Here is a 12,135-nt window from a genome sequence, read left to right as displayed (position 1 = left end):
CTCCTTACTTACCCAGGCAGAAGCTCGAGAAGATTTCATCCAAAAGGTCCTCCACCCCTATTCTGCCAACCAAGGTTTCAAGGGCACGGATCGCCGTGCGCATTTCTTCTGCTGCGATATCATACAAGTCCGGACCTGATTCCAGAACCGCCATCGCTGCTGCAAGCGCCTTATGCGCCGTATTCAGCGCCGCACGATGTCGTTCTCGCGTCGCAATACCACTGCTTGTAGTTCTATTGCTCAGTACGCGCGAAATCTGGGAGATAAGCCTATCGATACCCTGCCCGGTTTTTCCAGAGATTCCGCCTTCAGACGGTTCCCGAAGATCAGACTTGGGCACCACTTGGATATCATCAGACAACATTAGAACACCTAGTTCCTCGGGGTTTTCAGTCAGAAACACACGCAGATCAGCTGATTCCGCCCGTTTTTTGGCCAACTCGATCCCGAGGTTTTCAACGTGGTCTTCGGTTTCGCGCAGACCCGCTGTGTCCAACAGCGTGACAGGCAACCCAGCAAGGTCCATTCGAACTTCAATCACGTCCCGGGTCGTTCCGGCATATTCTGACGTTATCGCCGCTTCGCGCCCTGCCAACGCATTCAGCAAAGTCGACTTTCCTGCGTTCGGAAGTCCTACAATCGCAACTTCAAACCCTGTTCGAATCCGCTCTGCGATCTTCACACCCTCTGCTTCTCTGTGAAGATCGGCCATGACGCCGGCAATCAGGGATTTTACTTCAGGAGTGACGTCGGTCGGGACTTCCTCATCCGCGAAATCAATCACAGCTTCCAGCAACGATGCCGCCCGGATCAGATCGCGCCGCCAGCGCTCGGCCAATGTGCCCAACTCACCCGCAAGAATGGTCTGCGCCTGTTTACGTTGCGCTTCGGTTTCAGCGTCTATTAGATCGGCAAGACCTTCGACCTGTGTCAGGTCCATCTTGCCATTTTCCAGCGCTCGGCGTGTGAATTCCCCGGGCTCCGCAAGCCGTAGCCCGGACATATCGGACAGGGTTCGCATCACTGCGTTTACCGAGGCGGTGCTGCCATGTATCTGCAGCTCGGCGACATCTTCACCAGTAAAGCTGGCCGGGCCTTGGAATGTCAGGATTAAGCCATCGTCCAGGCGCGAGCCATCGGCCGCATGCAGCGACCGCACCCGCATGCCACGGGCCGGCAACGTGCCATCGGTTAATTTGCCCGCAGCGGAATGCGCCTGAGGGCCAGAGAGGCGTATGACCGCCACCCCGGCTTTGCCTTGCGCGCTGGCCAAGGCGAATATCGTATCCATTCGAAGGCCTCGCGTCAGTTAAGACCTGTGTCAGGTGTTCATCGAATCGAAGAACTCTCCGTTCGTCTTGGTCTGTTTCAACTTGGACAACAGGAACTCGATCGCATCGGTGGTGCCCATCGGGTTGAGGATGCGGCGCAGAACGAAGGTCTTGGCCAGATCACCCTTGTCGACCAGCAGGTCCTCTTTCCTTGTACCGGACTTGAGGATGTCGATGGCCGGGAACACGCGCTTGTCTGCAATCTTGCGATCCAGAACGATTTCCGAGTTACCGGTGCCTTTGAATTCTTCAAAGATCACCTCGTCCATGCGGCTGCCGGTGTCGATCAGCGCGGTGGCGATGATGGTCAGCGACCCACCCTCTTCGATGTTCCGTGCGGCACCGAAGAATCGCTTGGGACGCTGCAAAGCGTTGGCGTCCACACCACCGGTCAGAACTTTACCCGAGGACGGCACCACAGTGTTAAACGCTCTACCAAGTCTTGTGATCGAATCAAGAAGGATAACAACATCTCGTTTATGTTCGACCAAACGCTTGGCTTTTTCGATGACCATTTCCGACACAGCCACGTGGCGGGTCGCCGGTTCGTCGAAGGTCGAAGATACAACCTCGCCCTTCACCGAACGCTGCATGTCGGTCACCTCTTCCGGGCGTTCGTCGATCAGCAGGACGATCAGATAACACTCGGGGTGGTTCTGTTCGATCGAGTGCGCGATGTTCTGCAGGATCACCGTTTTACCGGTCCGCGGCGGTGCCACGATCAGCGACCGCTGACCTTTACCGATCGGAGCCACCAGATCGATCACCCGGGCCGACTTGTCCTTGATGGTGGGATCTTCGATTTCCATCTTCAGACGCTCATCAGGATAGAGCGGCGTCAGGTTGTCAAACAGGATCTTGTGCTTGGCTTTCTCAGGATCTTCAAAGTTGATCTTGGTGACATTGGTCAGCGCAAAGTAGCGCTCATTGTCATCAGGCGCCTTGATTTCACCTTCAACGGTGTCGCCGGTGCGCAGCGAATGCAGGCGGATCATATCGGGCGAAACATAGATGTCGTCCGGACCCGGCAGATAATTCGCTTCAGGCGAGCGCAGAAAGCCGAAGCCGTCCTGCAGCACTTCCAGCACACCGTCACCACCGACGGTCCAGCCTTCATCCGCGCGTTCGCGCAGGATCTGGAACATCATCTCGCCTTTTCGCATGGTCGAGGCGTTTTCGATCTCCAGCTCTTCGGCCATGGCTAGAAGGTCTTTTGGGCTTTTGGCCTTCAGGTCGGCCAGATTCAGGGATTCAGTGGACATTATATATACCTTCGCCGCTGACACCGCGGCACGAAGTGGAATTTCAGTACGGAAGATACGCCGCCCGGACGGGCGTGTTGCTCCCTACATAAGCGTGACAGCCGCCCGAGTCAAACAGGCCCTCAGAACTTCAGAACGACCGCCAGAACGATGATAATCATCAAAACGGTCGGAACCTCGTTCATCATGCGAAACTGCCGCCCAGTGAGCTTATTTCGGCCCTCAAGGAAATCCCTGCGTCGTGCCATCAGCCAGTGATGGAACCAGGTCATGCCAATCACGGCAGCACCCTTGACCCAAGGCCAAGACCAGTCCCATCCGACGATGCCCGGCGTGAAGACCATGATCAGGCCGCACACCCACGCCACGTACATCGCTGGGCGCATGATCACACGCAGCAGCTTTTCTTCCATTTCAAAGAAGATTTCCTGCGCTCCGTCGACAGATTGCGCCTTTTCCACGTGATAGACGAATAGTCTGGGCAAATAGAACAGCCCGGCCATCCATGAGATTACGGCCATTATGTGTACAGACTTCACCCACGGGTAAATCGTGAAAAGAAGATCAGTCATTCTGGCTCCGGACGTTGTTCGGAACTCTCCCTAATAAAAAAATAAGAAAAGAAAAAGGAAGATGGTTTTGTAGGGTGAGTAAAATCGGTGGATTACTTTTTTACCCATGTGTTTTCCCCAGGTGGACAAAGTTTCGCTTTTGCCATCTGATTCTGTTGATTGGAAATTAAATATAGCATTTTCAAATGGTTGCGATTATATGATATGGATGTTTCTGGGGATAACCCGTTGGGTAAAACGGGACATCCGGGTTTTCCCGTGTTCTCAGGTTATCCTTGTCCCAAATGGATGGTGTTCGGGCGACTCGGGTAAGATTTTCGCGATATGCCCGGGGTTGCGTGTCAACCGGAAAACCATACAAACCATCCCAGAACACTCAACGATTTGCTCAGGGGGTTTTCCACATGTCTGTCCCCATCATCCTTGCCTCGGGGTCATCGATCCGCGCGCAGCTGCTGCGCAGCGCGGGCGTGCCGTTCACGGTGCAGACCGCGCGGGTGGACGAGGACACCGCCAAACGCGCCTTGTTGGCCGAAGACGCGCCGCCGCGTGATATTGCGGACACCCTGGCTGAAATGAAAGCCCGCAAAGTCAGCGACAAGTCCCCCGGTGCGATGGTTCTGGGCTGTGATCAGGTGCTGGATTTTGATGGGCGGTTACTGTCCAAGCCGGAGTCGCCTGAAGATGCGCTGGCACAGCTCAAGGCGATGCGGGGAAAGCGGCATATGCTGCTGTCCGCCGCTGTCATCTACCGGGATGGCGAACCAATCTGGCGGCATGTGGGACAAGTGCGCCTGAAGATGCGGATGAGTTCGGATGCCTATCTGCGACGCTATATTGACCGCAACTGGGATAGCATTCGTCACGCGGTGGGCGCGTATAAGCTGGAAGAAGAAGGTGTTCGCCTGTTCGCCACCATTGACGGCGACTATTTTAATGTCTTGGGTATGCCCCTGTTGGAGCTGTTGAATTTTCTGGCCGTCAAAGGGGTGATCGATCAATGACCAAGAACCGAATTCCACTGGCCGGGGTGATCGGGCATCCGATTGCACATTCTAAGTCCCCTAAGTTGCATGGGCATTGGTTAAAGACGCACGGGTTGGCTGGTCACTACATTCCCATGGACGTTGCGCCAGAGGATTTGGAGAGCGTTCTGCGGACTTTGCCCAAAGCCGGATATGTCGGCGCAAATGTGACCGTCCCCCATAAAGAGGCGGCACTACGTCTGGCGGATCACGTGTCGGATCGCGCGGCCAAAATTGGTGCGGCAAATACGCTGGTCTTTCAGGATGACGGCTCGATCCACGCAGACAACACTGACGGCTACGGTTTCATGGAGAACCTCCGCGCTGGTGCGCCGGATTGGAACCCGGAAGATGGGCCCGCAGTGGTCTTCGGCGCAGGCGGCGCCGCACGTGCCGTTCTGCAGGCGTTGGTGGATGCCGGAGTCCCAGAGATTTTGCTGACCAACCGTACACGCGAACGCGCCGATCAATTGAAAGAAGAGTTCGGGCCGCGCATCAAGGTGGTCGATTGGGTGAAGGCTGGCAACGTCATCGAGAATGCTGAGCTGGTGGTGAACACAACCTCATTGGGAATGCAGGGGCAGCCTGAACTGCGGGTTCCTCTGGATGGGTTGCAGCCGGGTGCCGTCGTTACCGATCTGGTGTACGCGCCGCTTAAAACTCGTTTGTTGCGGACGGCCGAGGAAGCCGGATGTACAACGGTCGACGGTCTGGGCATGTTGCTGCATCAGGCGGTTCCGGGATTTGAACGTTGGTTCGGTCACCGACCCGAAGTGACGGATGATCTGCGCGCGGCGGTGCTGGAATGAGCTTTGCTCTTGGCCTCACGGGCTCGATTGGTATGGGGAAAAGCACCACGGCGCAGATGTTCGTGGACGAAGGCTGTGCGCTTTGGGATGCCGATGCGGCTGTACATAGACTCTATTCAAGGGAAGGTGCTGCGGTTGAGCCGATGCGGGCGGAGTTTCCGGATGCTGTTGTAGACGGCTGTGTCAGCCGGGATGCGCTGAAGCAGATCATCGCGCAGAACCCCGCCGCGTTGAAAGGGATTGAGGCCATCGTCCATCCCCTTGTGGCCGCTGACCGTGCCGAGTTTAGGGAAACTGCCACGGCGGACATTTTGGTCTTTGATGTGCCATTGCTGTTCGAAACGGGCGGAGATGCAGCGATGGATGCGGTCGCCTGTGTTTCGATTCCGGCGGATGAACAAAAACGCCGCGTAATGGAACGCGGAACGATGACCGAGGCACAGTTCGAACAGATCCGTGCCAAACAGATGCCGAATGACGAAAAGTGCGCGCGGTCGGATTTCGTGATCGTAACCGACACTCTGGACCACGCCCGCGCGCAGGTGCAGGATGTGGTCAGGCAGATACGGGCGGGGCTGGCAGATGCGTGAGATTGTACTCGATACCGAAACCACGGGGTTTGATCCCGAAAGCGGCGACCGGATTGTCGAAATCGGTGCGGTGGAACTGTGGAACCACGTTGCTACGGGTGAAACCTATCACGTATATATCAATCCGGAACGTTCGATGCCGGATGAGGCATTTGGCGTGCACGGTATTGGCCCCGACCTGCTGGAAAATCCGCGGCGGCCGGAAAAGGGTGAGGTCACGCTGAAGGACAAGCCGGTTTTTGCCAAGGTTGGTCAGGGGTTTCTGGACTTCGTCAGGGATTCCAAGTTGGTCATCCACAACGCGTCCTTCGACATGAAATTCCTGAACGCCGAGTTGAAATGGATGGGATTGCCGACCCTTCCGATGGATCAGGCGCTGGATACGCTTGCGATTGCGCGCAAACGATTTCCGGGCTCGCCCGCGTCGCTGGATGCGTTGTGCCGCCGGTTCAACATCGACAACACCAACCGTGTGCTGCACGGGGCGCTGCTCGACTCCGAAATTCTGGCCGAGGTGTATCTTGAGCTGATTGGCGGGCGGCAGCCGGATTTCGGCCTGTCCACGAGCGCAGCCTCTGCTGCCGGTGGCGGCGATGATTGGCGTCCGACAGCGCGCCCGACGGCCTTGCCGTCGAAGATCACCGCAGACGAACGCGCGGCTCATGATGCTTTTGTAGAGAAGTTGGGCGAAAACGCCCTGTGGACCCGCGCCTGAGCCCCTGCCCGGCGCGGGTGCAACCGATTAAGCTTCGGTTTTCTGAGCTTCGGCCTGACGGCGCATCAATTCGTTGCGGTACAGCGCAACAAAATCGATGTTGTCCAGGTTGACCGGCGGGAAGCCACCGTCACGGGTGATGTCGCTGACGATACGGCGCAGGAAGGGGAACAGCATGCGCGGACACTCGATCATCAGGAACGGGTGCAGCTGATCGTCGGCGACGCCTTCGATGTGGAACAGACCGCAATAATCCAGCTCGCACAGGAACAGGACGTCTTCCATGCCTTTGGCTTTGGACGTCAGGTTCAGCTTCACGGCAACTTCGTACTGATGCTCGGTCGGGCGCTTTTTGGCGTCCAGGTTCACCTGCACGGCGATCTCGGGCTGCACGTCGCCCGACACGCCTTTTTGCGCCATCACGTTTTCAAATGACATATCGCGAATGAATTGTCCCAGAACGCGCATCTGGATCTGAGGAGCGGCCTGTGCCGCGGTGTTTTCTGCAGGGCTTTCGTCAGCCATGGATCTACTCCGAAAATGAAATTCGCCATTGCTTAGCAAGTTGGGCGCGACACCTCAATGCTGGTGCGGACCTTCGACCCATTTGGATGGCTTCGAAGGGTTCTGACGTGGTCGAACCTCGGTGAACTCGCCGTCGATCACGTCATCCTGATCAAACGGAGTCGGACCAGTGCGAAACTGCGCGCCGGTACCCATCTGAAAGTGCGTGATGGTGGCCTTGGATTTCAGATAGCGGAAAACAGCCACCCGAACGCCGGGAATAAGCAGCGCAAAACCAACAGCATCAGTGAAGAACCCCGGTGTCAGCAGCAAAACGCCGGACAACAGGATCATCGCGCCGTGGGCCAGTGGCTCGGTCGGATCGTCCAGTTCAGCAAAGGACCGCTGCAGATTGGCCAGTGCCATGCGACCTTGTGTCCTGACCAAAACGGTGCCGATTACGGCTGTCAGGACTACGATCGCCAGTGTTGGCCACAGGCCGATCAGGCCGCCAACCTGTATGAACAGGGCGATCTCGATGATGGGCACTAATAAAAATGCCAAGAACAGATACATTTGCGTTATCCTTTACCATAGGCCGGGCTGTGGACTTGCCACGATCTGTCACCTACATAGTGGCAAGAGGCTGCGTATACAAAGTCGCGGTCTGAAAAGAGGATGAAATGAACGAACCGATGATCCAGTTGCTGGTCCTGGCCGGAATTGCCGTTTTCCTGATCCTGCGCCTGAAAAGCGTGCTGGGCACGCGTGAGGGTTTTGAGAAACCTCCTGTTCAACAGCAACCCGATACGAACAAATCGCGTCGCGGGTTCGAGGTGATCGAAGGCGGCCCGGATCATGACATCACAGACCATGTGGCCGAAGACAGCGAACAGGCACAAACTCTGGCCGCGATGAAGCGGGTTGAACCCAGCTTTTCCGTCACTGAGTTTGTGCAGGGCGCGCGCGGTGCCTACGAGATGATCGTCATGGGGTTCGAAAAGGGCAATCTGGATGAAATCCAGCCCTTCCTGTCCGAAGAGGTGTTCGACACATTCGTATCAGTCGTTGCGGCCCGCGAAGATCAGGGTCTGACAATCGAGGCCGAGTTCATCGGTGTGCGTGAAACCACGCTGGCTGATGCAAAGTTCGACAAAGATACAAACCAGGCGGAAATCACCATGCGGTTTGTCGGAGAGCTGACCTCGGTCGTACGTGACCGTGGTGGCGACATCATCGAAGGCAACCCGAACACCGTCAAACGCCAAAAGGACAGCTGGACCTTTGCCCGTGTCATGGGCTCTGATGATCCGAACTGGCTGCTTGTTGCCACGGACGCATGATTGGCGCGCTCAGGTCGCTATTACTGGTGGCAGCTATGACCACTGCCGCCAGCGCTGAACCGACGCGATCTATTCTTTCTTTTGACGATCTGGATGGATGGGCTGCCGACGATCACGGGGCGGCCCTTTCGGTTTTTCTGAACACCTGCGGTGATCTGGATGATCCGGACTGGCAAGCGTTGTGTGGCGTCGCCCGCACCTATGAGGCGGATGCGGCTCGGTCGTTCTTTGAACTGTTCTTTCGACCGGTTCTGGTAGAGGACGGTGAAAAGGCGCTTTTCACCGGTTATTTCGAACCTGAACTGGACGGGTCCAAAACACGGACGGATCGTTTCAAATACCCGATCTACAAGATGCCGCCCGAGGCGCGGGCCGAAGGACCATGGCTCAGCCGTCGCGAAATCCTGACCGGTGACACAATGCAGGGTCGCGGACTTGAGATTGCCTGGGTGGATGACCCGGTTGAGCTGTTCTTTCTGCAAATCCAGGGCTCGGGCCGTGTCCGCTTGCCGGATGGCAGCGCGTTGCGCGTCGGTTATGGCGGCGCGAATGGTCATCCTTACCGTTCGATTGGTGCCGAGCTGATCCGTCAGGGCGCGTTGGGCGCGCACGAGGTCAGTGCCCAGATGATCCGCGCCTGGGTGCGCAAGAACCCCGAAGCCGGGGCCGAACTGTTGTTCCACAATCCCTCATATGTGTTCTTTCGCGAAGTCTCGCGTGTCGCACCCGAACTTGGGCCACTGGGCGCCATGAACCGGTCAGTGACCACAATGCGCAGCATCGCGGCTGATCCGGCTTATACGCCGCTGGGTGCTCCGGTCTGGGTGGAAAAGGACGGCAAGACGCCATTGCGTCGGCTGATGATCGCGCAGGATACAGGTGCGGCCATCAAGGGTGCGCAGCGCGCGGATATCTTCTTTGGCACTGGCGATGAGGCCGGCCAGGCCGCCGGGCGCTTGAAGGATCCGGGTCGGATGGTTCTGCTGCTGCCGATCCAGCGGGCCTATGCCCTGTTACCGGATGAATTCTGATGTCACGGCGCAAACTGACTGCAGATGAGATCGAGCTGTGGCGCAAGGTCGCCAAACAGGCTGAGCGTATGCACCCGGAAATCCCGCAGTCGGTTCATCCGATCAACTTGCCCAAACCCAAACCAACCAAAACTCCAAAGCCGCGATTTGAAGCATTCGAGGTCGGACAAAACGCAGCGGGTAAACCAGCGCGGCATGCGTTGAAGCCAATGATCGGAGACAGTCTGCGGGCCAGCCCTGTGCAGATGGACACCAAGGCGTTTGGCCGTATGAAGCGGGGTAAAATCAAACCCGAAGGCAAGCTGGACCTGCACGGCATGCGCGTAGATACCGCGCACCCGACGCTGATCCGTTTTGTTTTGGCCGCGCAGGCGTCGGGCAAACGTCTGGTTCTGGTTGTCACCGGCAAGGGCAAGGATCGGGACGAACCAGGACCTATTCCCACCCCACGCGGTGTTTTGCGCAATCAGGTGCCGCAATGGCTGGCCCTGCCACCTTTGGCGCAGGCCGTGTTGCAGGTGGCGCCAGCCCATATCAGCCACGGTGGCGACGGAGCTTATTACATCTACCTGCGACGTACGCGTTAAAACGAGCGCTCTTCCCGTGAAATTCCGATCTTTGCAGAGAGGCAGACGAGGATAAAGAACCCTCCGATCCACAGGAATTGCGTATCCAGCGAGATATCTGCATCCAGAAGGACACCGGTCAGTCCGGGGCCGATGGCCGATCCAAGCACCATGACCGCCGTGGCCATCGCCTTGATGGACCCAATATGTCCGGTGCCGTAAAATTCCGCCCAAAAAGCGCTGGGCAAGGTGTTGTTGGCTCCCACGGTGAGGCCCAGAAAGGCCATTGCGATCATGGCCCCTGCGATTGAACTCGTCATTCCCGCAATGACAAAGCCAATCGCAATCGGGATTTGGTAATAGGGCATCAGCCGCGCCGTGCCCCATTTGTCCAACGCCCAACCGGCCCCAAACATCGATATCAACGATACGCCGGTGTAGACCGGAAACAGCGCCACCAAATCAATATGCTGCCAACCTTTCACCTCGGCCAGATGCACCTGGTGAAAGAAAAACGCGGTGATAAAGGCCGACGGACCCAGCAACGCCGGTGCCATAACCCAGAACAGGGGATGAAACAGAGTTTCCTTTCGCGTCCAATGGCGGCCCTGCATTCCGGTTGCCGAATACTCGCTGGCCAAACTCTGCGGTGTGCGCTCCTGACGTAATAGACGTGTCAGAACCGGTATTCCCATTAAGACGATCGCCGCGGAAATCACCCAAAGCCAGCGCCAGTCCAATACGGCCATTGCAGCCACGAAGGCGAGCGGCAGCAGCGCCTCGCCTATCGCATAACCGACCGAGGCAATCGAAAGTGCCTTGCCGCGCGTGACGGTGAACCACCGCGCCATGGCGACCTGCGCCAGATGCATGCTCATCCCCTGACCGAACAGACGTAGCAAAAAAACCACCAGCGGCAGAAGAATGAGCCAACTGTTCACAGCCATGGCCAGCGCCGCCAAAGCCAGACCGGCCAGGACGACAGGCCCCAAAACCCGGACGCGAAAGATATCCGTCAGCCCGCCCGCCCAAATCATCACGAGGGCAGATACAGTGGTGCCCAGCGAATAGAGACCACCCCACGCCCCGTGCCCAAGGCCAAACTCTGCGCGGATATTCCCAGCAAAGACCGAGATGAAAAACGTCTGTCCGAAGCTGGACAGAAAGGTCAGCAGAATACCTGCGCCAAGCCAGGCTGCGTTGTCCCGCAGATACTGGCGCAGGCTGAACCGCGTCACGGTGTCGTGACCTGCGCCTGCCCTGTTTCGGTCAGAGTAATCTCAGTTGCGCCATCAGGATTACGTTGGTTGGGTGGAACAAGTAAATCGATACCCGGTCGATATTCGCTCCCAAAGGTATTGTTGACGCGTCGCAAAGAGCTGAGGATCGACAAGAGTGCCGGTGAGGTGGCGGCCACGAAATGTGAGGACTGGGCGTCCTTATTGAAGGCTGTTGTATCGATCACGTTGATCGGGAATTCCTCAAGCGTATCTAGCGAACTGATCCTACCCAATCTCTCACCTTCATCCGTTCCGCGAAGGCGTGCCGAGATGTTTAGAATCTTATCCTTTTGCGACACCATCACCAGGAAAGGATCGGGTGGATTCTTGATCCGGTTCATTTGTGAGCGGAACAGGTCAACATCCAGATCGGGGGAGATCAGAACAACACCTTCGATGTTTCGGTTGGACCAACCGGGTTCCTGCAGTTCCGCCTGCCGCATCATCTCCATAGACAGAGCGCCGCCCATGGAATGTGCGACCAGAATGACACGTTTGACACCCATGGCTTTCAGGTCTCGGATGGTTCGCTCCAACCCGTCACGGGCAAACAGCATACTGTCCAGATCATAGGCATACCCAGAGCCCGTCGCGCGGCTGGGCCAAGAATAAACCAGTGTTGAGCCCGGAAGGCCGATGTCATGGGTCAGCTGTGCCGCACGGAAAATCGTCTCGGTCTGAGTCGAGTTGTAGCCATGCACAAAAATTGTGACATCGTCTTCGCCGCGTAAATGTTCACGCAAACCCTGCGCCCCGTTCAATTCGGTCACATCTGTCAGAACGAATTCTTTTTTGGGGTTTGGGTTCGCGTAGGAGAACTTAAGCGTTCCCGGTGTATGCGTGGGCGGGATCGATACGGTCGATTCAAGAAATTTCAGCGCTTCCCCTCGCCGAAACCCATAGGTCCCATCTGCTTCGCGCGCTCGGGTCGTGCTTACGAGTATTTTTTCAGGCGTTCCGACGGTTGTGGCCGACGGCACGATCTCGGTCACCGTGCGGTCAACACAGGCGCTGAGCGAGATGGAAACGAACAGAATGGTCAAATAGCGCAGCACGAGCCAGCCCTCAGGGTGAATTGCGCCTACGCTACTGAATTCTCGCCTCGCG

General features: G+C 57.0%; 14 protein-coding genes. 7 read left to right on the top strand and 7 right to left on the bottom strand.

Annotated elements, in window-relative coordinates:
- Nucleotides 1-4 precede the first annotated feature (4 nt).
- From mnmE to ACR0AA_RS15220, 3 genes are all read right to left on the bottom strand, one after another.
- Nucleotides 5-1,291, bottom strand: coding sequence for a tRNA uridine-5-carboxymethylaminomethyl(34) synthesis GTPase MnmE (gene mnmE / locus ACR0AA_RS15230; RefSeq protein ID WP_480756361.1), 1,287 nt, complete (start codon nt 1,289-1,291; stop codon nt 5-7).
- A gap of 30 nt (nt 1,292-1,321) precedes the next feature.
- Complete coding sequence (gene rho / locus ACR0AA_RS15225) at nt 1,322-2,593, bottom strand: transcription termination factor Rho (RefSeq protein ID WP_480665341.1); 1,272 nt, start codon at nt 2,591-2,593, stop codon at nt 1,322-1,324.
- A 122-nt stretch (nt 2,594-2,715) separates the two neighbouring features.
- Entirely contained in the window at nt 2,716-3,165 is a 450-nt protein-coding gene (locus ACR0AA_RS15220; protein WP_480756360.1) for a CopD family protein, read from the bottom strand.
- 404 nt (nt 3,166-3,569) lie between these two features.
- Here ACR0AA_RS15220 and ACR0AA_RS15215 point away from each other — a divergent pair, with 404 nt between their 5' ends.
- The 4 genes from ACR0AA_RS15215 to dnaQ are packed head-to-tail and all read left to right on the top strand — an operon-like array spanning nt 3,570 to nt 6,304.
- Nucleotides 3,570-4,169: a Maf family protein gene (locus ACR0AA_RS15215; RefSeq protein ID WP_480665342.1), complete on the top strand. Its 600-nt coding sequence runs from the start codon at nt 3,570-3,572 to the stop codon at nt 4,167-4,169.
- Nucleotides 4,166-4,999, top strand: a complete 834-nt coding sequence (locus ACR0AA_RS15210) for a shikimate dehydrogenase (protein ID WP_480756359.1) — start codon at nt 4,166-4,168, stop codon at nt 4,997-4,999. The genes ACR0AA_RS15215 and ACR0AA_RS15210 overlap by 4 nt, the downstream gene beginning before the upstream one ends.
- Entirely contained in the window at nt 4,996-5,589 is a 594-nt protein-coding gene (gene coaE / locus ACR0AA_RS15205) for a dephospho-CoA kinase (protein ID WP_480756358.1), read from the top strand. The genes ACR0AA_RS15210 and coaE overlap by 4 nt, the downstream gene beginning before the upstream one ends.
- On the top strand, nt 5,582-6,304 hold the full coding sequence (gene dnaQ / locus ACR0AA_RS15200) for a DNA polymerase III subunit epsilon (protein ID WP_480756357.1): 723 nt from the start codon (nt 5,582-5,584) through the stop codon (nt 6,302-6,304). Before coaE ends, dnaQ begins: the two co-directional genes overlap by 8 nt.
- A 27-nt stretch (nt 6,305-6,331) precedes the next feature.
- Here the strand turns inward: dnaQ and secB are convergent, their stop codons facing one another.
- Together secB and ACR0AA_RS15190 are read right to left on the bottom strand one after the other, a co-directional pair.
- Nucleotides 6,332-6,829 carry a protein-export chaperone SecB gene (secB, locus tag ACR0AA_RS15195; protein WP_475200587.1) on the bottom strand — a complete coding sequence of 166 codons (498 nt, stop codon included), beginning with the start codon at nt 6,827-6,829 and terminating at the stop codon, nt 6,332-6,334.
- A 54-nt stretch (nt 6,830-6,883) separates the two neighbouring features.
- The gene (locus ACR0AA_RS15190) at nt 6,884-7,384 is read right to left on the bottom strand and encodes an FxsA family protein (protein WP_480665346.1); all 501 of its coding nucleotides are present in this window, start codon (nt 7,382-7,384) and stop codon (nt 6,884-6,886) included.
- Nucleotides 7,385-7,491: 107 nt separating this feature from the next.
- Between ACR0AA_RS15190 and ACR0AA_RS15185 the strand changes: the two genes are divergently transcribed.
- The 3 genes from ACR0AA_RS15185 to ACR0AA_RS15175 are packed head-to-tail and all read left to right on the top strand — an operon-like array spanning nt 7,492 to nt 9,769.
- Nucleotides 7,492-8,151 carry a Tim44/TimA family putative adaptor protein gene (locus ACR0AA_RS15185; protein ID WP_480665347.1) on the top strand — a complete coding sequence of 220 codons (660 nt, stop codon included), beginning with the start codon at nt 7,492-7,494 and terminating at the stop codon, nt 8,149-8,151.
- Entirely contained in the window at nt 8,148-9,182 is a 1,035-nt protein-coding gene (mltA, locus tag ACR0AA_RS15180; protein WP_480665348.1) for a murein transglycosylase A, read from the top strand. Before ACR0AA_RS15185 ends, mltA begins: the two co-directional genes overlap by 4 nt.
- Nucleotides 9,182-9,769: a Smr/MutS family protein gene (locus ACR0AA_RS15175; RefSeq protein WP_480665349.1), complete on the top strand. Its 588-nt coding sequence runs from the start codon at nt 9,182-9,184 to the stop codon at nt 9,767-9,769. Before mltA ends, ACR0AA_RS15175 begins: the two co-directional genes overlap by 1 nt.
- Here the strand turns inward: ACR0AA_RS15175 and ACR0AA_RS15170 are convergent.
- Both ACR0AA_RS15170 and ACR0AA_RS15165 read right to left on the bottom strand, forming a co-directional pair.
- A complete protein-coding gene (locus tag ACR0AA_RS15170; protein ID WP_480665350.1) occupies nt 9,766-10,986 on the bottom strand; it encodes an MFS transporter in 1,221 nt (406 codons plus the stop codon). The two genes, ACR0AA_RS15175 and ACR0AA_RS15170, sit on opposite strands and share 4 nt — an antisense overlap.
- Nucleotides 10,983-12,083 (bottom strand): alpha/beta hydrolase, encoded by a 1,101-nt coding sequence (locus ACR0AA_RS15165; protein ID WP_480756356.1) that lies wholly within the window; start codon nt 12,081-12,083, stop codon nt 10,983-10,985. Before ACR0AA_RS15165 ends, ACR0AA_RS15170 begins: the two co-directional genes overlap by 4 nt.
- Between the last annotated feature and the right edge of the window lie 52 nt (nt 12,084-12,135).

The organism is Ruegeria sp. CE8, from assembly GCF_056537465.1.
This window is presented reverse-complemented; position numbering and strand designations above follow the sequence as displayed.